The following is a 23,838-nucleotide window of genomic DNA, read 5'->3' on the forward strand; positions in this document are numbered from 1 at the left end:
CCCGCCCGCCACACTGACGGCCATGCGTGTGCTGGTGGTCGAGGACCACGAAGAACTCGCCGAGACGGTGGCGGCGGGACTGCGCCGCGAGGGCATGGCGGTCGACCTCGCGTTCGACGGCCCTACGGCTTTGGAGCGCGCGGAGATCAACGGCTACGACGTCGTCGTGCTCGACCGGGATCTGCCCGGCGTGCACGGCGACCAGGTGTGCCGGACGCTCGCCGCCGGGGACAGTCGGGCGCGGCTGCTGATGCTCACCGCGTCCGGGACCGTCGCCGACCGGGTCGCGGGGCTCGGGCTCGGCGCCGACGACTATCTGCCCAAGCCGTTCGCGTTCACCGAACTCGTCGCCCGCATCAGGGCGTTGGCACGCCGTGCGCAACCCGCGCTGCCGCCGGTCCTGGTGCGCGGCGAACTCCGGCTCGACCCGGCACGGCGGGAAGCCACCCGGGCCGGCTGCCAACTGCCGCTCAGCCCCAAGGAGTTCGCCGTGCTCGAACTCCTTCTCGGCGCGCAGGGGACGGTCGTGTCCACCGAGGAACTCCTGGAGCGGGCATGGGACGAGGCCGCCGATCCGTTCAGCCAGACCGTGAAGGTGACCGTCAGCAGACTGCGCCGCAAGCTGGGGGAGCCGCCGTTGGTCGAGACGGTGGACCGCGCCGGGTACCGCATCCGATGAGGGCGTGGGGCCAGCGGCGGGCGGACGATCCGATGAGGGCACGGGTCCTGCGGCGGCTGCACGGGCCGCGCACCGTCCGCTGGCGCCTCACGCTTCTCTACGGCGCGTTGTTCGTGATGGCCGGCGCGCTCCTGCTGACCTTCGTGTACCTGCTCGCCCACACCACCGCCGGCGTGTCCGCGACCCCTGGCAAGAGCACCCAAGTGGTCGGCGGCACACCCGCCGTGAACGCGCCGACCCTCACCGCCGTCGCCGAGGCCGCCCGCAGCGACCAGTTGCACCAGCTGGTCGTCTACGCCGTCGTCGCGCTCGCCGTGATGACCGTGGCGTCGCTCGTGCTGGGCTGGGTGATGGCCGGCCGGGTGCTGTCGCCGCTGCGCACGATGACGGCCTCCGCCCGGCGGATCTCCGCCGACAACCTGCACGCACGGCTCGCGGTGCCCGGTCCTGACGACGAGCTGAAGGCGATGGCGGACACCTTCGACGCCGTACTGGCCCGGCTGGAGGGCGCGTTCGAGGCGCAGAAGCAGTTCGTCGCGAACGCCTCGCACGAACTGCGCACCCCGCTCACGCTCCAGCAGGCCATCGTGGATGTCACCCTCGCCGATCCGGACGCGGCGGTGCGGGTGCTGCGGGCGGCGCTGGCGCGGGTGCGGGCGGCGGGGCAGGAGCAGGAGCGGCTGATCGAGGCGCTGTTGACGCTGGCGCGTAGCCAACGGGGGCTGGAGGCGCGGGAGTTCGTCGATCTCGCGGCGGTCGTACGGGACCGGCTGCCCGACGCGGGCCCGGGTGACGCCGACCTGCGCGTCGAGGCCAGGCTCGAATCCGCTCCCGTGCACGGTGATCCGCAGCTCATCGAGCGGCTGGTCGTCAACCTGACCGACAACGCCGTACGGCACAATCTCCCGTCGGCGGAGGGGAGTTGGGTGAGCGTGTGGACGGGGCTCGACGCGCTGGGCAGGCCCGGGCTGCGGATCGAGAACAGTGGGCCGGTGATCGCGGCCGACCAGGCGGCGGGGCTCTTCGAGCCGTTCCGGCGGCTGGGCGCGGAGCGGGTCCGTAAGCGGGAGGGGCTCGGCCTCGGCATGTCCATCGTGGCGGCGGTCGTGGCGGCGCACGGGGGTCGGGTGTGGGCGCGGACGCGTCCTCGGGGCGGACTGGTGGTGGAGGTGAGCCTGCCGAGGTATGTGCCGGTGGCTGTCCCGGTGCCGGCACCTGCGCCTGCCGGGGTTCCTGCGCGCACACGCGCCGTGTGAACAGGCGGTTACTTCACGGCCGACCGATCGACAAGGTGTCGGGTCCGCGGGACCGCGCTCGACGCAGCGTCCATTGATCGGACACGGCTCGGCGGGTCATGCTGCGCGGGTGCCCCAGACTCCGAAGTCGTTCCCGCCCTCCCGCCGCTCCCTGCTGCGCGCGCTCGGAGGCACCGCCGCGCTCGGCGCGCTCGCCGGGTGCGGTGTGCCCGCCGCGTATGTGAAGGCGGGGGACCGTGCAGGCGCCGATCTGTCCGCCACGGACAAGCGGCTGACCTGGGCGAACTGGCCGTTGTACATCGACACCGACGACAACGACGAGACGAAGCGGCCCACCCTGGACGCCTTCGAGAAGCGCACCGGGATCTCCGTCGACTACATCGAGGAGATCAACGACAACGACGAGTTCTTCGGCAAGATCAGCCCGGCGCTCATGAACCACCAGCAGACCGGTCGCGACCTGATCGTCATGAGCGACTGGATGTGCGCGCGGTTCGTCCGCCTCGGCTGGGTCCAGCGGATGGACCGGTCCGCGCAGCCCAACGTGGCGAAGTACCTCGACCCGCAGCTCAGCTCGCCCGCGTTCGACCCGGGCCGCCGGTACACGGTGCCGTGGCAGTCGGGCATCACCGGTATCGCGTACAACCGCCGCAAGCTCGGCCGCGAGATCCGTCAGGTCTCCGACCTGTGGGCGAGCGACCTCAAGGGCCGGGTCACCCTGCTCTCCGGCCTCGACGAGGCGTTCGCGCTGCTGATGCAGGGCAACGGCGTCGACATCACCAAGTGGACCGCCGCGGACTTCCACAAGGTGTGCGACCAGGTGCAGACGCAGATCAGCAGGAAGCAGATCCGCCGCTTCACCGGCAACGACTACACCAAGGACCTGGTCAGCGGTGACGTCCTGGCCTGCCAGGCCTACTCCGGCGACGTGATCCAGCTCCAGGCCGACATCCCGGACATCCGCTTCGTCGTCCCCGAGTCGGGCGCCGAACTCTGGGCGGACTCCCTGATGATCCCCGACCTGGCCCGCCACAAGACCAACGCGGAACGCCTGATCGACTACTACTACGACCCCGAGGTCGCCGCCGAACTCGCCGCCTGGGTCAACTACGTCTGCCCCGTCCCCGCCGCCCAGGCCGTCCTCGCCGCCTCCAAGGACAAGGACACCGCGGCCCTCGCCGAGAACCCCCTGATCTTCCCGGACACCACGATGCGCAAGCACCTCGCGATCGCGCGGGACATCACGTCGACGGAGCGGGTGGAGTTCGCGAAGGAGTGGAACAAGATCGTGGGGTTGTAGGGGGGCGCGTCCCGCTATTGATCGGTCGCGGGGGCAGGTGGAGCCGAGGTTCATCCCCTCGTCGGTCCTACTTCGTGAGGGCCGATCCGGAGGGGAGCGGGTTCTGCTGGGGCTGGACGACGGGGAACGTCACTCCGGTGAGGTCTTCGGAGACGGTCCACAGCCGCTGCTGGACGGCTGCCTCGTACGACTGCGGGCTGGAGGTGACCAGCCGGGGGTGGCCCTTGACCTCGTTGCGTCCGCCGGGGCCGTAGTACTGGCCGCCGAGTGCGGCGGGGTCGGTGGCGGCGCGCAGGGTCGGCAGTGCGCCCATCGCCGCCGGCTGGCTGATCAGCGGCGCGAGCCAGGTGATCGGAACCCGGAGGGCCGCGGGGGTGTTGCGGGCGAGCTCGGTGCTGGAGATGCCGGGGTGCGCGGCCAGCGCGACGGTGGTGCCGTGCGGGGCGAGCCGGCGCTGCAGCTCGTACGTGAACATCAGGTTGGCCAGCTTGGACTGACCGTAGGCGGCGACCCGGCTGTAGGACCGCTCCCACTGCAGGTCGTCGAAGTGGATCGCGGCCCGGATGCGGTGGCCGGTGCTGCTGACCGTCACCACGCGCGAGCCGGGCACCGGCAGCATCAGGTCCAGCAGCAGCCCGGTGAGCGCGAAGTGGCCGAGGTGGTTGGTGCCGAACTGCATCTCGAAGCCGTCCCGGGTGGTCTGCTTCGGGGTGTACATCACGCCGGCGTTGTTGATGAGCAGGTCGATCCGGTCGAACCGGGACCGCAGCGCCGCCGCCGCGGTCCGGACGGAGTCGAGCGAGGTCAGGTCCAGTGCCTGCACGGTCACGTCGCCGGTCATGCGGGCCGCGGCCTGCTCGCCCTTCTCGGTGTTGCGCACGGCGAGGACCACGGAGGCCCCGCGCTCGGCGAGCGCCTTGGCGGTCTCGTACCCCAGTCCGGTGTTGGCCCCGGTCACCACGGCCACCCGCCCGTGCTGGTCCGGAATGTTCGCCGTCGTCCACTTCTCGCTCATGTCGGGCTCCCCATCATCTAACGTACCGAAGGTATCTTGCATTGGCGACGCTAAAGTACTTTCGGTACGTTGTCAACGTACCGCAGGTACGTAAGTTAGGCTGGTGATCGTGACTTTCCAGCGGGCGCGAACCGAAGAGCAGCGGGCGATCCGCCGGCGGGCGATCCTCGACGGGGCGTCGGCGATGCTCGACGAGATGCCCGTGGCCGCGGTCACCCTGAACGAGCTCAGCCGCCGGGTGGGCCTGGCGAAGCCGAACGTGCTGCGCTACTTCGAGTCCCGCGAGGCGGTGCTGCTGGAACTGCTGGACCAGTTCCTGCAGGAGTGGCTGACGGGACTGGCGGGCGAGTTGGCCGCCGGCGTCGACGAAGATCTGCCCATGGCCGAGCGGGCGGCGGCGGTGGCCGAGATCCTCAGCCGCTCACTCTCCGGCCGGGTGGTGCTGTGCGACCTCTTCGGCGCACAGGGCGGCGTCCTGGAACACAACGTCTCCGTCGAGGTCGTAGCACGCTACAAGCGCGCCTCCCTGGACCGCCTGGCGACCATGACCGCCCTGCTCCAGAAGTGCCTGCCGGAGCTGGGCGAGAACGCGACGCTGTTCAGCCTGCGGACCATGGTCATGGCCGGCGCGCTGTCGGCGTACAGCACACCCCCGCCCAGCCTGCAGGCGGCCTACCGGGCCGAACCCGACCTGGCCCGCCTCCACCTGGAACTGAAGGACTCCCTGAAGCTGGCCCTGACCGCAACCCTCCTGGGCGTGCTGCCCCGCCGCTGACCAGCGGTGCACTGGACAGGCCGGAACCTCAGTTTTTCTCGCGCTTGCTGCATCTGTGATTTGCGGATCGCTGCAAGAAACTTGCGTCAGCTTGCGTGAATAATTCTTTGCTTCGTCGGAATCTAGCGGGGTCGATGCGTGCTCTGTACGTTCGGGGCGCCGGTTTCCCCCCCACTCCGCGAAGGAGCATCAGATGCTGACGATCCCGAGACCCCGGCGACTGGCGGTGGCCGTCGTCGCCGCGGTCGGCGCGCTGTGCGTGTCCGTCTTACCGGCCGCCGCACAGGAGCCGTCGCCTACCAAGGAGGCGGTGAGCCCGGCGGTCGGTGCGGCCACGTCCTTCTCGGTGTACGAGGCCGAGGCCGGAACGCCCGGCGGTGGTGCGGCCGTTCGGTCGCTGACCTCCGCGCCGACGACGCAGTACTCGAGCGCGGCCCTGGAGGCCTCGGGCCATTCGTACGTCCACCTGGACGGCACCGGCCAGTCCGTGCAGTGGACGAACGCCACCGGGCAGCCGATCTCCTTCCTCAACGTCCGCGCCGGCATTCCGGATTCGGCGTCCGGCGGTGGTGTCACCGGGACGCTGGACCTGTACGTCGACGGGGTGTTCCGGCAGGCGCTGGACCTCAACTCGAAGCAGAGCTGGGTGTACGAGGGCAACGGCAACTACAACACGAGCGACAACCAGAACCCGGCCGACGGCGACCCGAGGGTCTTCTGGGACGAGTCGCACACCTTCGTCACCGGGGCCCCGATCCCGGCGGGCGCCACGTTCTCGCTGCGGAAGGACTCCGACAACAGCGCGTCCTTCTACGACGTGGACTCCGTCGACGTGGAGAACCCGCCGGCGCCGCGCACGCAGCCCGCGGACTCCATCTCGATCACGAGTTGCGGCGCGGTGGCGGACGACAACCCGACCAACGGCGCCGCCGACAGCCAGTCGGTGGACAGCCGGGCCGCCATCCAGAGCTGCATCGACCAGGCCCAGCAGCAGGGCAGGACCCTGTGGATTCCGCAGGGCACCTTCTATGTGAAGGGCACCGCGGGGCTGGACGCACAGGGGATCACCATCGCGGGCGCGGGGCTCTGGTACAGCACGATCTACCGTGACGTACCCGTCCCCAACTCCACCCCGCTGGCAGCCCTGTTCGACCTGACCTCCTGCACGGTGCGTGACTTCCACATCGACGCCAACGCGGTTAGCCGGAGCACCGTCGGCGGGGACGGCGGCGCGATGGACACCACCGGTACCGACTGGCTGGCCGACGGCATCTGGACCCAGCACACCATGTCGGGCTTCTGGGCCTCCGGCACCGGCGGGACGGTGAAGAACAGCAGGCTGACGTCGGTCTGGGCGGACGGGATCAACGTCAACAACGTGTCGCTGGGCGCGGACACGGGCAACGACCTGACGGTCACCAACAACTTCGTCCGGGGCACCGGGGACGACGCGATCGCCATCAACTCGGTGAACTACAACACCAACGGCGACGGTTCGAAGACCTACTACAACCCGATGACGAATGTCACCGTCAGCGACAACACCTCGATCGCACCCTGGGGCGGCAAGGGCGTCGGGATCTACGGCGGCAGCGGCCACCAGGTCAAGGACAACTACATCAGCGACACGGCCCGTTACATCGGTCTGGGCGCCGGACGCTTCGGTGTCAACGGCAGCGACCTGCTGTCCGCGACCGTGACCGGCAACACCGTGGTCCGCTCCGGCGGCAACGCCTACAGCCAGGGTCAACCCGCCCTGCACATCGGCAACGGCGGCGACGGACAGAACACCGGGACCGTCGACAAGGTCACGGTGACCGGCAACACCGTCACCGACTCCCTCTACGACGGGATCGGCTTCTCCACCTCGACCAACACCCTGCTCCAGGACAACACGGTCAACGACCCCGGCCGCAACGGCATCGTGATCTCGCCGCCGTTCTACCCCGCGCCCACCGGCTCCGCGACGATCACCGGCAACACGGTCACCGGACTCGACCCCGGCACCTCGGCCTTCGTCAACAACTCCACCGGTTTCACCGCCAAGTTGAGCGACAACCACTGGCCGCCGCCCGCTCCCGAGGGCCCCTACGGGGGCACCCCGGCCGCCGTGCCTGGAACGGTCCAGGCGGAGGACTACGACACCGGCGGTCAGGGCGTCGCGTACAACGTCACCTCTGTCAACGGCAACGCCAACTCCTACCGGGCCGACGGCGTCGACCTCGACAACACCTCGGACACAGGGGGCGGTCACAACCTGGGTTGGACCGGTCCAGGGCAGTGGTTCCGCTACACGGTCGACGTCGCCGCGGCCGGTACCTACACCCTCGACCTCCGTGTCGCCGCGCCCTCCGCAGTGGCAGGCGCGCTGCACCTGTCGGACGCCTCCGGCACGAACCTCACCGGCCCCGTCGACCTGCCCGCCACCGGCGACTGGCAGACCTGGTCCACCGTGACCACCCACGTGACCCTGCCCGCCGGCCGGCAGGTTCTGACGCTCGACCAGGACACCGGCGGCTGGAACATCAACTACCTGAACTTCGCCGCGAGTTCGGACACCCCCGGCACCGCCGCCACCACCTTGAAGTCATCGGCCACCTGACCCCTGACCCCACCCTCCCCACGGTGCCGCCGGACCCTTCGTCCGGCGGCACCGGCATATGCGCGGCCCGCATGAGATCTTGCGGGTCGCGTTTTTGTTTGTTGCAGAGTTCTGTCTAGTTATTGCGTGATCATGTCTATGACATTACGGTCCCCCATGCATCGTCACCAATCCCCCGTCTCCCTCCCCTCCCTGGCGATGCCCGCGGAACAGTTGCGGCATTTCGTGATCAAAGGAGTGGCACGTGTTCCATTCCATCCGAGAACTGAGACGAGCCCTTGTCTGGGCGGTCAGCACCGCGATGCTGGCCGCCGTAGGCGTCTTCGCCCTGGCCGCTCCAGCCGCCTGGGCGGCGTCCACCGCCACCGGCGGCAGCGGCGCGAGCCTTCCGTACGTCGAGGTGCAGGCGGAGAACTCCGCCAACAACGGCACGAACATCGGCCCGAGTTACGCCCAGGGCCAGCTCGCCGACGAGGCGTCGTACCGCAAGGCGACGACGCTCCAGGGCACCGGCCAGTACGTCACGTTCACCACGCCGGTGGCGACCAACTCGATCAACTTCCGGTACAGCATCCCCGACACCTCGGGTGGCTCGGTCTACACCGCCGCGCTGTCGCTGTACGTCAACGGCGTCAAGCAGCCCGACTTCACCCTGACCAACGCCTACAGCTGGTACTACGGCAGCTACCCGTTCACCAACACGCCGGGCAGCAACCCGCACCACTTCTACGACGAGGCCCACCGCCTGTTCTCCACCACGTATCCGGCCGGAACGACCTTCAAGTTCCAGGTCGACGCGGGCGACACCGCCTCCTCGTACACGATCGACTTCGCCGACTTCGAGCAGGTCGGCGCCGCGCTGACCGCCCCCTCCGGGTCGGTGTCGGTGACCAGCAAGGGCGCCGACGCGACTGGTGTGGCCGACGCGACCAGCGCGTTCAACGCCGCGATCAGCTCGGCGGGCCCCGGCGGCACAGTGTGGATCCCGCCGGGCACCTTCAACATCCCCGGTCACATCAGCGTCAACAACGTCACGATCGCCGGCGCCGGCATGTGGTACTCGACCGTCGTCGGCACGGCCCCCGGCTTCTACGGCAACTCGGCGCCCAACGCGAGCACCGGTGTGCGCCTGCAGAACTTCGCGATCTTCGGCAATGTGCAGGAACGCGACGACAGCGCGCAGGTCAACGGCATCGGCGGCGCGATGAGCGACTCGACCGTGTCCAACCTGTGGATCGACCACATGAAGGTCGGCGCCTGGATGGACGGGCCGATGGACGGGCTGACGTTCACCGGCATGCGCATCCGGGACACCACCGCCGACGGCATCAACTTCCACGGCGGCGTCACCAACTCGAAGGTGACCAACAGCGACATCCGCAACACCGGCGACGACGGCGTCGCCACCTGGGCGGACTCCGGCATCGGCGCCGACGCCAACGACACGATCTCCAACAACACCGTGTCCCTGCAGATCCTCGCCAACGCCATCGCGATCTACGGCGGCCACGACAACACCGTCAGCGGCAACCGGGTCGTGGACACCGGCCTCGCCCAGGGCGGCGGCATCCACGTGGGGCAGCGCTTCACGTCGACGCCGGTCGGCACCACCACGATCTCCGACAACACCATGATCCGGGCCGGCAGTCTCGACCCCAACTGGCAGTTCGGCGTAGGGGCGTTGTGGTTCGACGGCAGCCAGGGCGCGATCACCGGCCCCATCAACGTCACCAACGCGCTGATCCAGCAGAGCCCGTACGAAGCCGTCCAGTGGGTCGAGGGCACCATCAGCGGCGTCAACCTCAACAACGTCACCATCGCCGGCACCGGCACCTTCGCCCTCCAGGAACAGACCGGCGGCGCCGCCAAGTTCACCAACGTCACGGCCACCGGCGTCGGTTACTCGTCCCCGGTCTACAACTGCTCGGGCGGCAACTTCGTCGTCACCGACGGCGGCGGCAACTCCGGCATCAGCGGCACGCCGTACTGCGGCGGTTGGCCGACTCCGGTCTTCCCGCCCTACCCGCCCGAGGGCGTGACGGCCACCCCCGGCGCGCTCAACTTCGGTTCCGTGGCGACCGGTTCGACGAGCGCCGCGCAGACCGTGACGGTCTCCAACCCGACCAACAGCGTCGCGTCCGTCTCGTCGATCTCCACCAGCGGCGACTACTCCCAGACCAACACCTGCGGTTCGTCGATCGCGGCGAACGGCTCCTGCACCGTCAGCGTGAAGTTCGCGCCGACGGCGACCGGCAGCCGTAGCGGATCCCTGACCGTGAACGCGGGCGGGATCACCAACACGGTCAGCCTCTCCGGTACCGGCACCGCGCCGGGCCCGGTGCTGAACACCGATCCGGGGAGCCTGTCCTTCGCCGGTACGGTGGTCGGCTCCTCGGCCACCGCGCAGACGGTGACGGTGACCAACTCCGGTACGGCGTCGGCGACCGTCTCGGCCGTCGCGGCGACCGGTGACTTCAGCCAGACCAACAACTGCTCCACCCTCGCGGTCGGCGCGTCCTGCACGGTCAACGTCGGCTTCAAGCCCACCGCGGGCGGAGCGCGTGCGGGCAACCTGACCGTCACCAGCAACGCCAACAACAGCCCGACCACCGTCGCCCTCACCGGCACCGGTATCGACAGCACCACGAACATCGCCGCCGGGCGGCCGGCGTCGGCGAGTTCGAGCAGCAGCCCGTACGTCGCCTCGAACCTCACCGACACGGACGCGTCGACGTACTGGGAAGGCACGCTCGGTTCGTTCCCGCAGTGGGCCCAGGTCGACCTAGGCCAGAACTACGGCGTCGGCAAGGTCGTGCTCAAACTCCCGCCGGCGACGGCGTGGTCGACGCGCACGCAGACCCTGTCGGTGCAGGGCTCCACGGACGGCTCCAGCTTCTCCACGATCAAGGCCTCGGCGGGCTACACCTTCGACCCGAGCGCCAACAACAACACGGTGACCATCACGTTCAGTTCCGCCACGGCGCGCTACGTGCGGGTGAACATCACCGCCAACACCGGCTGGAACGCGGCCCAGTTGTCGGACTTCGAGGTGTTCCCCAGTGACGGCGGCTCGTCACCGGCGACCCTGTCGGCAAGCCCGGCGTCGTTGACGTATCCCACCCAGGCGCTCAACACCGCCAGCAGCGCGCAGACGGTCACGGTGACCAACACCGGTACCGCCGCCGCGACCGTCTCCGGCATCACCGCCACGGGCGACTTCGCGCAGACCAACACCTGCGGGTCGTCGATCGCGGCGAACGCCTCCTGCACGGTTGCCGTCACGTTCACACCCACCGCCTCCGGCACCCGCACCGGCGATCTCAGCATCGCCAGCAACGCGTCGAACGGCACGACCACGGTCGCGCTGACCGGTACCGGCGCCGGCACGGTGAGCAGGAACCTGGCGGCCGGCGCGGCCACCACCGAGTCCAGCCACACCGACGTCTACCCGTCGTCGAACGTGACGGACGGGAACCAGGGCACCTACTGGGAGAGCGCCAACAACGCCTTCCCGCAGTGGGTCCAGGTCGACCTCGGTTCGGCGCAGAGCGCGAGCCGCGTCGTCCTCCAGCTCCCCGCGACCTGGGGCGCCCGCAACCAGACGCTGACCCTCTCGGGCAGCACCGACGGCTCGACCTTCACCACCCTCAAGTCGTCGGCCACGTACACCTTCGACCCCACCACCAACAACACGGTGACCATCTCGTTCACCGCGACCACCCAGCGATTCCTCCGGGTGAACATCACCGCCAACACCGGCTGGCCGGCCGGCCAGATCTCCGAGTTCCAGGTCTGGAACACCTGACCTGACCTGACGGTGCCGCCGGGCGCGGGCGCGTCCGGCGGCACCGACCACCGAGAGGAGTCGAGATGGGTGTCACACGCAGAGTCTTCTTGAGAGCCGCGATCGCGGCCACCGCGGTGGGAGCGTCGGAGACCGTACTCTCTCCGACCGCGTCTGCCGCGAGTTCGCCGGGCGACGTCGTCGGCAAGATCACCGTCGGCTACCAGGGCTGGTTCGCCTGTATCGGCGACGGCGCGCCCATCAACGGCTGGTGGCACTGGACCCAGAACTGGAGCCAGCCGCCGTCCCCGACCAACACCGGCATCAGCTGCTGGCCCGACGTGCGCGAATTCACCAACACCTACCAGACGTCGTACGCCGCCCTCGGCAACGGCCAGCCCGCCAAGCTGTTCTCCTCCTACGACCAGCAGACGGTGAACACCCACTTCCTCTGGATGCAGCAGAACAACATCGACACCGCCGCGCTCCAGCGCTTCAACCCCACCGGCGGCGAGGGCCCCACCCGCGACGCCATGGCGACCAAGGTGCGCAGCGCCGCCGAGTCGTACGGGCGGAAGTTCTACATCATGTACGACGTCTCCAACTGGACGAACATGCAGTCCGAGATCAAGACGGACTGGACGAACAAGATGTCCGCGCACACGGCGAGTTCGGCCTACGCGAAGCAGAACGGCAAGCCGGTGGTCTGTATTTGGGGCTTCGGCTTCAACGATCCCAACCATCCCTTCACCCCCGACGCCTGTCTCGACGTCGTCAACTGGTTCAAGGGGCAGGGGTGTTACGTCATCGGTGGCGTCCCGCGCGAATGGCGAACGGGCACCGGGGGCTCGCAGCCCGGCTTCCTGGGCGTCTACCACGCGTTCAACATGATCTCGCCGTGGATGGTCGGCGCCATCGGCAACGTCACCGAGGCCGACAACGCGTACAGCACGTACACCGTCCCCGACCAGGCCGACTGCAACGCAAACGGCATCGACTTCCAGCCCTGCGTCCTGCCCGGCGACGTCTCCGGCCGGCAGCGCGCGCACGGCGACTTCATGTGGCGGCAGTTCTACAACATGGTGCGGGCCGGGGTGCAGGGCATCTACATCTCGATGTTCGACGAGTACAACGAGGGCAACCAGATCGCCAAGACCGCCGAGACCCAGGCCTGGGTGCCCACCAACTCCGGGTTCCTCGCCCTCGACGAGGACGGCACCGCCTGCTCGTCCGACTACTACCTGCGCCTGACCGGCGACGGCGGCCGCATGCTCAAGGGCCAGCTCGCGCTGACCGCAACTCGCCCCACCCAGCCGGTGGTTCCCACCGGCGGTGACACCACACCGCCCGCCGCGCCCGGTGCGCTGACCGTCTCCGGGCACACCAGCGACTCCGTCTCGCTGGCCTGGAACACGTCCACCGACAACGTCGGTGTCACCGGCTACCGGATCCTCCAGGTGTCCGGCTCGACCAGCACCCAGGTGGGCACGACGGGCTCAACGTCCTTCACCGTCACCGGACTTGGCGCGTCCACCGCTTACACCTTCGACGTCATCGCCTACGACGGGGCGGGCAACGTGTCCCAGCCCTCCAACCAGGTCACCGTCACCACCGACCCCCCGTCCAGCACCACCAACCTCGCGCTCCACCGCCCCACTTCGGAGAGCAGCCACACCCAGGTCTACGGCTCGGGCAACGCGACCGACGGCGACACGAACACCTACTGGGAGTCAGCCAACAACGCCTTCCCGCAGTGGATCCAGGTCGACCTGGGCGCCGCGACCGCCGTCAAGCGGATCGTCCTCCACCTTCCCCCGGCGACCGCCTGGGCCACCCGTACCCAGACGATCACCGTCCAGGGCGGCACGGACGCCGGCACCTCCACCCAACTCCTCGCCCCGGCGGGCTACACCTTCGACCCGGCGACCGGCAACGCCGCGACCCTCACGCTCCCCTCCACCGTCACCACCCGCTATGTACGACTCACCTTCACCGCCAACACCGGCTGGCCGGCCGGGCAGGTCTCGGAGTTCCAGGTCTTCGGCGCCTGACGAGCCGTGGGCCCCTGACGGCCGTAGCTCCTCACGTCGCGTCCCCGCCCTCCACGGCCGAGGGGTTCAGCGACACCAGCAGCTTCAGCAGCAGCGCGTGCGTCTGCTCCTGCTCCGCCGGTGTCAGTACCTGGAGCGCCTCGGCGTGGGCGGCGTCCACCGTCTCCGCCGCCTCCGCCGCGAGCCGTACGCCTGCCTCCGTGGCGTGCAGGCGTTGGGTGCGGCGGTCGCCGGGGGTGGTACGGCGCTCCAGCATCCCGCGCTCGACCAGCCCGTTGACCGCGGTGCCCATGGACTGCGGGGTGATCGCCGCCCGGCGTGCCGCGGTCGCGCTGGAGACCCCCGGGTCGAGGACGGCCTGCATCAGGGCGCGGTGCTGGGCGAGGGTCAGCTGGAGCGGGCGCAGGGCGCGCTCCATCCGGGCCGCCATGATCTGGCCGATCTGCCAGGCCACATAGCCGGTACGGCGGTCGGGGTGGTTCACGGAGTGGACCTCTTCTGCGGAGAACTTTTTGTAAGGCAGCTGATGGTGATGTACAAATAATATCAGTTGCCTTCTAATTCGAGGACCGCTCTGATGTCCCAGCAAGTCGCCACCCGACAGCCGCACAAGCACGCCCTGGACGTGGCCCATCCGCCGCCCGGCCCCGGAAACCTGCGTGCCGTCCTGCTCCCCGTGGCGGTCGTCCTGCTGATCGGCACCGTGTTCGTCAGCGTCTATCTCGCCGCCTTCCACGCCCCGCGCCCGCACCAGCTCCGGGTCGGCACCACCGAGATAGGCACGGCGCAGGTCCACCTGAGTCAGGACCTGGAGCGCATCGCCCCGGGCGGTTTCACCGTCGAGACCTACCCCGACGAGTCCGCCGCCCGGGACGCCGTACAGGACAGGAAGGTCTATGCGGCCTACCTCGGCGACGGAAAACTGCTCTACGGCAGCGCCAACGGAGCCGCCGTCACCGCGACCGTGACCACCGCCTTCGGTACCGTGGCCCACGCGGAGCGGCACGAACTCGCCGTCGAGGACGTGGCCCCGGCGGCAGCGGGGGACACCCGGGGCCTGTCCGTCTTCTACGCGGCCTTCGGTCTGGTCCTCGCGGGCTACCTCTTCGGTATGACGACCTACCAGCTCGCGCCCCGGCTCCAGTACCGCTGGCGGATGGCCAGCCTGGCCCTGTTCGGAGTCGCCGGCGGCCTCCTGATCGCCACCATCGCCGGCAGCACGGGCTTCGGCGCGCTGCCCGGCTCCTTCGTGCCCCTCGTCGTGGTGATCTCCCTGATGGGCGCCGCGGTCGCCGCCACGACCATGGTCCTGCTACGGCTGTTCGGCTCGGCGGGAGTCACCCTCGCCTCCATCCTCATGCTGATCCTCGGCAACAGCAGCAGCGGCGGCATCATGCCGGCCGCCTACCTGCCGGGCTGGCTGCGCCCGCTCTCCGAGATCCTGCCGGTCGGCGTCGGCGTCCGCGCGATGCAGGGCCTGTCCCGGTTCCAGAACGACGGCCTCGTCCGCGCGCTGGTGATCCTCCCGGTGTGGGTGCTCGGCGCCGCCCTGATCCTCTACCTCAAGGACGTGTACCGGCGCGGGGCGGCACCGTCCGCCACGGGCGAGCGGTTCGCCTGATCGTCGACGGGCGCGGCATCCTGGACACCGAAGAGGATCTCCAGAAGACCACGGGCCTCCCGTGGGAAAGGACCTTTCGATGGACCAGCAGGACGCGCAGGACTCGCAGGACGAGCGGTTCGACGTCGTCGTACTCGGCGCGGGCCCCGGCGGCTATGTCGCCGCCATCCGTGCCGCCCAACTCGGCAAGCGGGTCGCGGTCGTCGAGGAGAAGTACTGGGGCGGTGTCTGTCTGAACGTGGGCTGCATCCCGACCAAGGCCCTTTTGCGCAACGCCGAGTTGGCGCACATCTTCACCCGCGAGGCGAAGACCTTCGGCATCAAGGTCGAGGGGGAGGTCTCCTTCGACTACGGGGAGGCGTTCCGCCGTAGCCGCCGGGTCGCGGACGGCCGGGTCAAGGGCGTCCACTATCTGATGAAGAAGAACAAGATCACGGAGATCGACGGTCGCGGCACGTTCCTCGACCCGCACACGCTCCAAGTGGCGGGCTACGACGGCGAGTCACGCACGATCGGCTTCGAGCACTGCATCATCGCCACCGGCGCGACCCCCAGGCTGCTGCCCGGCACCAAGCGCAGCGCGCGCGTCGTGACGTACGAGGAGCAGATCCTCGCCGACGACCTCCCGCGGTCGATCGTGATCGCGGGTGCCGGCGCCATCGGCATCGAGTTCGCGTACGTGCTGCACAACTACGGTGTGAAGGTCACGATCGTCGAGTTCCTCGACCGGGTGGCCCCCCTTGAGGACGCCGAGGTGTCCGCCGAACTCGCCAAGCAGTACCGCAAGTTGGGCATCGACGTCCTCACCTCCACCCGCGTCGAGTCGATCGACGAGTCCGGCCCGCAGGTCCGTGTCACGGTCACCGGCAAGGACGGCACCCAGCAGGTCCTGGAGGCCGACAAGGTGCTCCAGGCGATCGGCTTCGCGCCGAACGTCACCGGCTTCGGCCTGGAGAACACGGGCGTGACGGTGACCGAGCGCGGCGCGATCGACGTCGACGGCCGGTGCCGCACCTCCGTCCCGCACCTGTACGCCATCGGCGACGTCACCGCGAAGCTGATGCTCGCGCACGCCGCCGAGGCGATGGGCGTGATCGCCGCCGAGACCCTCGCGGACGCGGAGACCATGGAGCTGGACTACGCGATGATCCCGCGCGCCACCTACTGCCAGCCGCAGATCGCCAGCTTCGGCTACACCGAGGCGCAGGCACGGGAGTTGGGCCACGACATCAAGGTGGCGAAGTTCCCGTTCACCGCGAACGGCAAGTCGCACGGCCTCGGTGACACCACCGGCTTCGTGAAGCTGATCAGCGACACGAAGTACGGCGAACTCCTCGGCGGCCACCTCATCGGCCCCGACGTCACCGAACTCCTCCCCGAACTCACCCTGGCCCAGCAGTGGGACCTCACCGTCCACGAGGTCGCCCGTAACGTGCACGCCCACCCGACCCTGGGCGAGGCGGTGAAGGAGGCGGTGCACGGTCTGGCCGGACACATGATCAACATGTGACGCGCCGAGGCATGTGGGCGACCGCCCAACTCGCCGTCCCCGCCCGCAGGGTGACCCTCCGGACGACTTTGCCAGCTCTTTACAACCTGCCCACCCGCTGCCTCGTCTCTCCGCTCGATCAGTAACCCGCCCCGCCGCCGGACCGTCCCCTGGACACGGTCCGGCGGGGCGGCCGACGAGAGAGAGCGATTCATGCGCCGAACTGTCCTCAGCGCCATGGCACTTGCGTGCGGCGCCGTCCTGGCGAGCACCTTGCCCGCGTTCGCGGCGGGGGCCTCCGCGTCCCCGACCCGCACCCCCTCCGCCTCGGCGTCCGCGGCGCCGACCGCCACCAGGGCGCCGACCCCGGCCCCCACCGCCGAGCCCACCCGCAGCGCGAGCGCCGCGCCCTCCGCCGAACCGACCGTGGCGCCGAGCCAGGTCGCCGAGGTCCCCAGCGGCGCCCCGGACACCGGTGTCCAGCCGACGTCGAAGTCGTCCGGCGACCTGACGACCGGGCTGGTCGGCGGGGGAGCCGCCGCGCTGGTCGTCGGCGGCGGCGCCTTCGTCGTCGTCCGGCGTCGGAGGGCCACCGGGGTATGACCTCGCTCTCCAGGCGTGCCTTCGTCACCGCGGCGACGGCGACGCTGCTCGCCGGCTGCGGCGGCAACGGGACCACCCCGGCCGCGAACTCGGCTCCCCAGCAAGGGAGTTCGACACCTTCCGGGAAGCCTTCCGCGCAGACCGGCGCCAAGAAGGTGCACGCCCTCGCGCGTTCCGTCCCGGTCACCCTGCGCGTCCCGGCCATCGGGGTCGACACCCCGGTCATGAAGCTGGGGCTGGCCTCGGACGGCACCGTGCAGGTGCCGCCGATCGCGGCGCACGACCGGGCGGGCTGGTACCGGCACTCGCCGACACCCGGCCAGACCGGGCCGTCGGTGATCCTCGGGCATGTGACCGTCGGCGCGTACGGGGACGGGGTCTTCCGCCACCTCGCGCGGCTGCGCAAGGGCGACCGGATCGAGGCGGGCCTGGAGAACGGCACGACGGCCACGTTCACCGTCACCGCCGTACGGACGGTCGCCAAGGCGGACTTCCCGTCGGACGAGGTGTACGGGAACGTGGACCGGCCCGAACTGCGGCTCATCACCTGCGGCGGAACCCGTACCGGTACGGGCTACCTCGACAACGTGATCGTCTTCGCGGCGCTGACCGCGGGGAGCCCCTGAGCCGGTCCTGAGCACCGCCTGAGTACCTTCTGTGTCCGGGCCGATGGAACGTACGCCGTCGGCCCGGGCTCTTCCCCCACGAGCGCCCCACCGGCGCACGCACCACGTCACGACCATGGAGAGCGTTGAAACGGTCCCGCGAGAGGGCAGCGTCCGAACTGTTCGCCGCCGTCTACCCGCGCCTCGCCGGCTGGTGCCGCCGGCTCGTCGACGACGACGAGACGGCCCACGAGATCGCCTCCGAGGCGTTCACCCGGCTCTGGGCCCGCTGGACGAAGGTGACGGAACCCCGCGGTTTCCTCTACGTCACCGCGGCCAACCTCGTCCGGGACCACTGGCGCAAACTGGAGCGCGAACGTCGGGCCGTGCGCCGCGTCACCAACGAGGAGGCGCTACGCCCGCCGACCGAACAGACCGACCCGTCCGTACGACTGCTCGTGCAGTCGCTGCCCGAACGACTGCGCGTCCCGATCCTCCTGCACTACTACGCTGACATGCCGATCCACGAGGTGTCCGTGCTGACCGGGCGCAAGGAAGGAACCATCAAGGCCGACCTCCACGCGGCCCGCGAACTGCTCCGCGCCCACCTGAGGAGAAGCCTTGACCACACACTTTGACGAGGGGGAGGACGGCCCGGCCATGAACCCCGACGACCCCCTCACGGTCATCCTGCGCCCCTCCTCCGCCGAATACCTCGGCCCACCCCTCGGCCGCTACGAGTCGATCCGCCGCGGCGCGCACCGCCGCCGCCTGCTCCGCGCGGCGGCCGGCGCCGGCGCGACCTGCGCGGTACTGGTCCTCGCCGCCCTCCCGTTCCGCCTGGCCCACCACGACTCTCCTACGACCCCCACGGTCCCGCTCGCCCCACCCCCGGCGAGCAGCAGTCCCACGCCCTGGCCCACCCCATCGCCCACGACGACCCCCAGCCGCGGCGCGAGCCCGAGCGCCCCCGACAGCTCCCGGGACCCGAGCCGCACGAGCGTCCCCACCGCGGAACCGTCCAGAGCCCCGACGGCATCGACTGGAACGTCAACACCAGCCTCACCTGCTGCTTCCGCTTCTGCCTCCGCTCCCGCCTCGTCGACAGCCCACTCCGTCGAACCGTCGGCCGTGCAGACGCACACGGGCTGACTCCCGGGACCCGCCTCCACTACGGCTGATCCAGCACGCGGCCCACAGCGGCGGCGGCCTCCCGCACGGCGGCGCCCAGCCGGTCGTACGGTGTGCTCGTGGCCGCCGTGACCGAGACGGCCGCCACCGTGATGCCGGCCCTCAACACCGGTGCCGCCAGCGAGAGTTCGCCCAGCCGGTACTCCTCGTGAGCGGCGGCGAGTCCGGTCGCCCGGATACGGGCCAGCTGGGCGCCGAGAGGACCCGGCGCGGTCACCGTGTGCGGGGTGTGGCGTTCGACGCGGGCCGGTGGGCCGTGGCCGTGGGCCAGCAGGATCTTGCCCGCGGCTGTCGCGTACAACGGCAGCCGCCCGCCGCTGACCAGGCACAACGCCGTCCCCTCCGCCGGAACGGCGACATCCGCATGCCCGCCGGTGCGCGCGGACAGCGCCCGGAGCGCGGGAAGCGCCGCGTCCAGCAGCCCACGGGGGCAGGGCGCCGCCGCGCCGAGCGCCCGGCCAGGCCGCCACCTGGGGATCCATCCTCCCTGCCGTCTGGAGCTTCATGCTCGCCGCCCGCGCCTAAGGCCTCGGCACCTGCTGGACCACGGGCAACCTGGTCCACGAGAAGGAAACGGTCCGCCTCCTCGGCATCCCCTACGCCGACGTGGTGCAGACGGCCCTCGTCCCCGTCGCGTACACCCTCGGAGGGGGTGGCACCGCTCATTGTTTTGAACGTGTTCAATTTTCGGCGTACGCTGCCGTCATGAGCGACAGAGCCGCCCTCCTGAAGGGCATCCGCGCCTGGCTGGTCCTGTTCGTCGTCTGTCTGGTGCTCAGCGGCGCCACGGCGTTCCCGCTGGTCCATGAACTCCGCTGGACCGAGGACGTGTTGAGGTCCCTGTCCGTACCGCACTACCTGCCCACCCTGATGGACTGGATCGTGCAGGTGCGCCAGGGACTCGACACCGCCGACACCGACTACCCCTTCCTCCTCTACGGCACGGACTGGCTGGCCTTCGCGCACCTCGTCATCGCGGTCGCCTTCTACGGCCCCTACCGCGACCCCGTCCGCAACATCTGGGTCGTCGAGTTCGCGATGATCGCCTGTGCCGGGATCATCCCGCTCGCCCTGATCTGCGGACCGATCCGTGGGATCCCCTTCTGGTGGACGGTGATCGACATGTCGTTCGGCGTCGTCGGGATCGTCCCGCTGTACGTCGTACGGAAGAAGATCAAGCGCCTGGAAGCGGTACTGGAGCTCGCGTCAACTCCCGCTCCCGCCCTCGCTACTTGAGCGCGGCCAGCGCGATCCGCAGCGCGACCGCGTTCATCGACTCGCCCTTCGCGTCCGTCGAGTCGACCGAGTAGACGAGGGTGCGGGACAGGTCGCGGGTGGCGACCACCACCGCGCTGTAGCCGTACCGGGCACCCGACTTGAGCCAGTACACCCTGCCGCCGTACTCGAACCGCTGGAGCCCGGCACTGTAACTGGCGCCCTCGATACCGGCCGGGACCGTGAACATCTCCTTCAGTTGGGGGCCCGGCACGATCCGGCCCCGGAACAGTGAAGTGATCAGCCGCTCCAGGTCGGCGGTCGTCGAGATCATGTCGCCGGCCGCCCACCGGTCCGCCTGGTTCCAGTCGGTGACGTCGACGAACTCCGTTGTACCGTCGGCCTGTTGGGCCGTCTGGTAGCCGTGGTTGTGCGGGCCGAGGATGCGCGGGTCGGTACCGGGGAAGTACGTGTCCCGCATGCCCGCCGGGCGCAGCACGAGCCGGGTGGCCTCCGAGGCGTAGGAGTGTCCCGTCACCTTCTCGATCAGCAGGCCGAGGATCGTGTAGTTGATGTTGAGGTAGTCCTGCCGCTCGCCCGGCCGGAATTCCGGTCCCTTCGCCACCGCCGACGCCACGACCTGCCGGGGCGTGAGCGTGTCGAAACGGTGCGCGTACTGGTCCGCGAAGGCGTCCCCGAAGCCGTCGCCGGCTTGGATACCGCTGGTGTGGTTCAGCAACTGCCTTACGGAGACGGGCTCGAAGGCCCGCGTGAGCAGCCCCGGAAGGTAACGCTGGATGGGTGTGTCCAGGTCGACCTTCCCCTGCGCCGCGAGCCGCAGCACGGTCGCCGCGGTCACGACCTTCGTCGTCGAACCGGCCCGGAAACGGGCGTCGGGGTCGGCGGCGGCACCGCTCTCCAGATCGTGCACGCCCGCGCTGCCGCGCCAGATCCCGTCGGTCCCTCCCACCCGTACGAGAGCCGCCGTGGCATCGGCGTTCGGCAGCCCGGCGAGCGCGGCGCGCAGCGCGTCGGCGTCGGGTGCGGCCGTTGCCCGCGCGGTGGCTGAAGGGGATGCGGCGAACGCGGGTACGGCCAACGGGCCTGCCGCGAGGGCGAGTACGAGGGAGGCGGTGAGGACGGTGGTGCGACGGCGGGGGCGCATCGGCTGCTCCTGGGATCTCCGGTGGCTGTCGGTGATCAGCCTCGTCCTCCACGGCCGTACGCGGATCGTCGGCGAGGAGGGCACCCACCCCTGGTACAGCCAGGGTCAACTGCCGTGCGGTGCAAGGGGTTTGCCGGGGGTTCCCCCCTACGGGATCCAACTGGGCACGGCAAAAACTGTTATCGCGGAAGCCTCCCCCACGTCTCCCTCTGCGTCCCCCGTCTCCTCACGCACCGGAGCCACCCACATGGCCACCAGCGCACGCAACAAGCCCGGCAACAAGCCCAGCAACAAGCACCGCCTCACCCGCCGGGGCCTCTTCACGCTCGGCGGCGGAGTCGCGGCGGCCGGAGTCGTCGGCGGCGGGATCGCCGCGTTCTCCGGCGGAGGGGCGGACGCCGCGCAGACCGGCACCGCCATCGGCACCGCGACCGCGAGGCCGATGGCCCTGGCGCACCCGGGCATGCTGCACAACGCCGGCGACCTGCACCGCGCCAAGGTCCGCGTCGCCGCCCGCAAGGACCCCTGGCTGAAGGGCTGGACGCGGCTCACCGACAACTGGCACTCCGCCGCCACTTGGCAGCCCCGCCCGCAGGCCGTCGTCGTGCGCGGCGGCACAGGCCAGAACTACGGCATCCTCTACAACGACATCCACGCCGCCTACCAGAACGCCCTGCGCTGGAAGATCGCCGGCACAAAGGCCAACGGCGACACGGCGGTTGCCATCCTCAACGCCTGGTCGGCCACCCTCACCACGCTCAACGGCAACGCCGACCGCTTTCTGGCCTCCGGCATCTACGGCTACCAGTTCGCGAACGCCGCCGAACTCGTCCGCGACCACCCGCACTTCGAGTTCGCCCGCTTCAAGAAGATGCTGCGCACGGTCTTCAAGCCGATGAACATCGACTTCCTGACGAACCACAACACCGCCAACATCACCAATTACTGGGCGAATTGGGACCTCTGCAACGTCGCCTCCCTCATGGCGACCGGCATCCTGTGCGACGACCGCGCCACCTTCCAGCGCGCGGTCACCTACATGAAGTCCGGCGCGGGCAACGGCTCGTTCCGGCACGCCATCCCCTTCGTCTACGGCGGCCAGAACCTCGCCCAGTGGCAGGAGAGCGGCCGCGACCAGGGCCACACCATGATGGGCATCGGCCTCATGGGCGCGATCTGCGAAATGGCCTGGAACCAGGGCGTCGACCTCTACGGCTACCTCGACAACCGGTTCATGAAGGCCGCCGAGTACGTCGCCAAGTACAACCTCGGCGCGGCCGTGCCCTTCACGACGTACGCCTGGCGCAGCGGCCAGGGCAACGGCCGGTACATGGAACAGCCTGTGATCTCCGACATAGCCCGGGGCGCCGTTCGCCCGGTTTGGGAGATTCTGCACAACCACTACGCCCGCCGACGCCGTCTGAGCACCCCGTTCATCACCCTCATGGCTGAGAAGGTGCGTGCGGAGGGCGGTGGCGGCGACTACGGCCCGAACAGCGGCGGCTACGACCAACTGGGCTTCGGGACGCTGCTGTACAGCAAGTGACATCGGGCGACAGCGGATGATGCCTGGGAGGGCGGGGAGCGACATGGACGGACGACAGTGGCACTCCACCATCGCGGCGGCGCAGGCCGGTGACCGACGGGCGCTGGACGAACTGGTCGCGGGCTGGCTGCCGTTGGTCTACAACGTGGTCGGCCGCGCTCTCAACGGCCATGCGGACGTGGACGACGTGGTCCAGGAGACGATGCTGCGCGCCGTCGACCACCTTGCCTCACTCCGCGACCCCGACAGCTTCCGTTCCTGGCTGGTCGCGATCGCCATGCGCCAGATACGGGACAGGGCCCGCCGCCGCAAATCCCCCGACCAACTGCCGGACGGCCTACCGGGCGACGCCGCCGACTTCGCCGAACTGACCGTTCTTCGGCTCCAGTTGGAGGGTCAGCGGCGCGAGGTCGCGGAGGCGGTGCGCTGGCTCGACGACGAGGACCGCCAGCTCCTCTCCCTGTGGTGGCTGGAGGTCGCCGGCGAACTCACCCGCCGCGAACTGGCGTCGGCGGTCGGCATCAGCCGCCAGCACGCGGCGGTCCGCGTCCAGCGGATGAAGGAACGCCTGGAGACCGCCCGAGGCGTCGTCCGCGCCCTCGACGGCGCCTGCCCCGACCTCCGCGACGTCACCGCCCGCTGGGACGGCCGCCGCGACTCGGTCTGGCGCAAACGCCTCGCCCGCCACCTACGAGGCTGCACCTACTGCGGCGACCCCCGCGAGTCCGTCGTACCGGCAGAACGCCTCCTCGTCGGCATCGCCCTCGTCCCACTCCCACTCGGCTTCACCCTGTCACTGGCCTTCGGCGCGAAGACGGCGGCTGCGGCGGCGGGGTTGGCGGGGGCGGCGTTCGTGGCGGGGGCGAGTGGGGCGGGGGGTGCGGCGGGGGTGACTGGAGCGGCGGGGGCTGCCGGTTTGGCGGGCACGGCGGGAGTAGGAG

The 23,838-nt window shown here is 69.9% G+C and carries 20 protein-coding genes; 16 read left to right on the top strand and 4 right to left on the bottom strand.

What is annotated here, in order from left to right:
- Positions 1–22 precede the first annotated feature (22 nt).
- The 3 genes from OO70_RS35440 (at position 23) to OO70_RS35450 (ending at position 3,235) form a co-directional block, all read left to right on the top strand.
- Positions 23–679 carry a response regulator transcription factor gene (locus OO70_RS35440; RefSeq protein WP_043680583.1) on the top strand — a complete coding sequence of 219 codons (657 nt, stop codon included), beginning with the start codon at positions 23–25 and terminating at the stop codon, positions 677–679.
- Positions 680–711: 32 nt separating this feature from the next.
- The gene (locus OO70_RS35445; protein WP_043680586.1) at positions 712–1,935 is read left to right on the top strand and encodes a sensor histidine kinase; all 1,224 of its coding nucleotides are present in this window, start codon (positions 712–714) and stop codon (positions 1,933–1,935) included.
- 109 nt (positions 1,936–2,044) lie between these two features.
- On the top strand, positions 2,045–3,235 hold the full coding sequence (locus OO70_RS35450) for an extracellular solute-binding protein (protein WP_043680589.1): 1,191 nt from the start codon (positions 2,045–2,047) through the stop codon (positions 3,233–3,235).
- Positions 3,236–3,302: 67 nt separating this feature from the next.
- On the opposite strand, the gene OO70_RS35455 is transcribed toward OO70_RS35450, so the two are convergent.
- Positions 3,303–4,250, bottom strand: coding sequence for an SDR family NAD(P)-dependent oxidoreductase (locus OO70_RS35455; RefSeq protein WP_043680592.1), 948 nt, complete (start codon positions 4,248–4,250; stop codon positions 3,303–3,305).
- A 109-nt stretch (positions 4,251–4,359) separates the two neighbouring features.
- Between OO70_RS35455 and OO70_RS35460 the strand changes: the two genes are divergently transcribed.
- From OO70_RS35460 to OO70_RS35475, 4 genes are all read left to right on the top strand, one after another.
- Positions 4,360–5,025, top strand: coding sequence for a TetR/AcrR family transcriptional regulator (locus OO70_RS35460; protein WP_043680714.1), 666 nt, complete (start codon positions 4,360–4,362; stop codon positions 5,023–5,025).
- A 193-nt stretch (positions 5,026–5,218) separates the two neighbouring features.
- Positions 5,219–7,627 carry a carbohydrate-binding protein gene (locus tag OO70_RS35465; RefSeq protein WP_234337017.1) on the top strand — a complete coding sequence of 803 codons (2,409 nt, stop codon included), beginning with the start codon at positions 5,219–5,221 and terminating at the stop codon, positions 7,625–7,627.
- 244 nt (positions 7,628–7,871) lie between these two features.
- Positions 7,872–11,432 (top strand): choice-of-anchor D domain-containing protein, encoded by a 3,561-nt coding sequence (locus OO70_RS35470; RefSeq protein ID WP_043680595.1) that lies wholly within the window; start codon positions 7,872–7,874, stop codon positions 11,430–11,432.
- A 65-nt stretch (positions 11,433–11,497) separates the two neighbouring features.
- Positions 11,498–13,462 (top strand): galactose-binding domain-containing protein, encoded by a 1,965-nt coding sequence (locus OO70_RS35475; RefSeq protein ID WP_043680599.1) that lies wholly within the window; start codon positions 11,498–11,500, stop codon positions 13,460–13,462.
- A 31-nt stretch (positions 13,463–13,493) separates the two neighbouring features.
- Here the strand turns inward: OO70_RS35475 and OO70_RS35480 are convergent, their stop codons facing one another.
- Entirely contained in the window at positions 13,494–13,946 is a 453-nt protein-coding gene (locus tag OO70_RS35480) for a MarR family winged helix-turn-helix transcriptional regulator (protein ID WP_043680602.1), read from the bottom strand.
- A 93-nt stretch (positions 13,947–14,039) separates the two neighbouring features.
- Here OO70_RS35480 and OO70_RS35485 point away from each other — a divergent pair, with 93 nt between their 5' ends.
- From OO70_RS35485 to OO70_RS52940, 6 genes are all read left to right on the top strand, one after another.
- A complete protein-coding gene (locus tag OO70_RS35485; protein WP_043680605.1) occupies positions 14,040–15,083 on the top strand; it encodes an ABC-2 transporter permease in 1,044 nt (347 codons plus the stop codon).
- Between the two features lie 79 nt (positions 15,084–15,162).
- Positions 15,163–16,593, top strand: coding sequence for a dihydrolipoyl dehydrogenase (lpdA, locus tag OO70_RS35490; protein WP_043680609.1), 1,431 nt, complete (start codon positions 15,163–15,165; stop codon positions 16,591–16,593).
- A gap of 192 nt (positions 16,594–16,785) precedes the next feature.
- A complete protein-coding gene (locus tag OO70_RS35495; protein WP_043680611.1) occupies positions 16,786–17,175 on the top strand; it encodes a hypothetical protein in 390 nt (129 codons plus the stop codon).
- Entirely contained in the window at positions 17,172–17,801 is a 630-nt protein-coding gene (locus OO70_RS35500) for a class F sortase (RefSeq protein ID WP_043680614.1), read from the top strand. The genes OO70_RS35495 and OO70_RS35500 overlap by 4 nt, the downstream gene beginning before the upstream one ends.
- A 125-nt stretch (positions 17,802–17,926) precedes the next feature.
- Positions 17,927–18,418 carry an RNA polymerase sigma factor gene (locus OO70_RS35505; protein ID WP_043680617.1) on the top strand — a complete coding sequence of 164 codons (492 nt, stop codon included), beginning with the start codon at positions 17,927–17,929 and terminating at the stop codon, positions 18,416–18,418.
- The gene (locus OO70_RS52940) at positions 18,402–18,932 is read left to right on the top strand and encodes a hypothetical protein (RefSeq protein ID WP_078651685.1); all 531 of its coding nucleotides are present in this window, start codon (positions 18,402–18,404) and stop codon (positions 18,930–18,932) included. The genes OO70_RS35505 and OO70_RS52940 overlap by 17 nt, the downstream gene beginning before the upstream one ends.
- A 19-nt stretch (positions 18,933–18,951) precedes the next feature.
- On the opposite strand, the gene OO70_RS35515 is transcribed toward OO70_RS52940, so the two are convergent.
- Positions 18,952–19,302: an IclR family transcriptional regulator C-terminal domain-containing protein gene (locus OO70_RS35515; protein ID WP_051741935.1), complete on the bottom strand. Its 351-nt coding sequence runs from the start codon at positions 19,300–19,302 to the stop codon at positions 18,952–18,954.
- 374 nt (positions 19,303–19,676) lie between these two features.
- Here OO70_RS35515 and OO70_RS35520 point away from each other — a divergent pair, with 374 nt between their 5' ends.
- Positions 19,677–20,207, top strand: a complete 531-nt coding sequence (locus OO70_RS35520) for a hypothetical protein (RefSeq protein ID WP_043680622.1) — start codon at positions 19,677–19,679, stop codon at positions 20,205–20,207.
- Here the strand turns inward: OO70_RS35520 and OO70_RS35525 are convergent.
- Positions 20,200–21,351, bottom strand: coding sequence for a serine hydrolase domain-containing protein (locus OO70_RS35525; RefSeq protein ID WP_043680625.1), 1,152 nt, complete (start codon positions 21,349–21,351; stop codon positions 20,200–20,202). The two genes, OO70_RS35520 and OO70_RS35525, sit on opposite strands and share 8 nt — an antisense overlap.
- Before the next feature lie 247 nt (positions 21,352–21,598).
- On the opposite strand from OO70_RS35525, the gene OO70_RS35530 reads away from it, so the two are divergent.
- Complete coding sequence (locus OO70_RS35530; RefSeq protein ID WP_043680628.1) at positions 21,599–22,897, top strand: alginate lyase family protein; 1,299 nt, start codon at positions 21,599–21,601, stop codon at positions 22,895–22,897.
- Between the two features lie 43 nt (positions 22,898–22,940).
- On the top strand, positions 22,941–23,838 hold an 898-nt coding region (locus OO70_RS35535), incomplete at its 3' end, for an RNA polymerase sigma factor (RefSeq protein ID WP_043680631.1).

The sequence above is a fragment of the Streptomyces xylophagus genome (assembly GCF_000716435.1).
In the GTDB taxonomy this organism is placed as follows: Bacteria; Actinomycetota; Actinomycetes; order Streptomycetales; family Streptomycetaceae; genus Streptomyces; species Streptomyces xylophagus.

What these genes read in the sequence shown, in the direction of transcription:
- OO70_RS35440 (WP_043680583.1), top strand. Translation starts at nt 23, where the DNA reads ATGCGTGTGCTGGTGGTCGAGGACCACGAAGAACTCGCCGAGACGGTG.
- OO70_RS35445 (WP_043680586.1), top strand. Translation starts at nt 712, where the DNA reads ATGAGGGCACGGGTCCTGCGGCGGCTGCACGGGCCGCGCACCGTCCGC.
- OO70_RS35455 (WP_043680592.1), bottom strand. Translation starts at nt 4,250, where the DNA reads ATGAGCGAGAAGTGGACGACGGCGAACATTCCGGACCAGCACGGGCGG.
- OO70_RS35465 (WP_234337017.1), top strand. Translation starts at nt 5,219, where the DNA reads ATGCTGACGATCCCGAGACCCCGGCGACTGGCGGTGGCCGTCGTCGCC.
- OO70_RS35475 (WP_043680599.1), top strand. Translation starts at nt 11,498, where the DNA reads ATGGGTGTCACACGCAGAGTCTTCTTGAGAGCCGCGATCGCGGCCACC.
- OO70_RS35485 (WP_043680605.1), top strand. Translation starts at nt 14,040, where the DNA reads ATGTCCCAGCAAGTCGCCACCCGACAGCCGCACAAGCACGCCCTGGAC.
- lpdA (WP_043680609.1), top strand. Translation starts at nt 15,163, where the DNA reads ATGGACCAGCAGGACGCGCAGGACTCGCAGGACGAGCGGTTCGACGTC.
- OO70_RS35495 (WP_043680611.1), top strand. Translation starts at nt 16,786, where the DNA reads ATGCGCCGAACTGTCCTCAGCGCCATGGCACTTGCGTGCGGCGCCGTC.
- OO70_RS35500 (WP_043680614.1), top strand. Translation starts at nt 17,172, where the DNA reads ATGACCTCGCTCTCCAGGCGTGCCTTCGTCACCGCGGCGACGGCGACG.
- OO70_RS35520 (WP_043680622.1), top strand. Translation starts at nt 19,677, where the DNA reads ATGAGCGACAGAGCCGCCCTCCTGAAGGGCATCCGCGCCTGGCTGGTC.
- OO70_RS35525 (WP_043680625.1), bottom strand. Translation starts at nt 21,351, where the DNA reads ATGCGCCCCCGCCGTCGCACCACCGTCCTCACCGCCTCCCTCGTACTC.
- OO70_RS35530 (WP_043680628.1), top strand. Translation starts at nt 21,599, where the DNA reads ATGGCCACCAGCGCACGCAACAAGCCCGGCAACAAGCCCAGCAACAAG.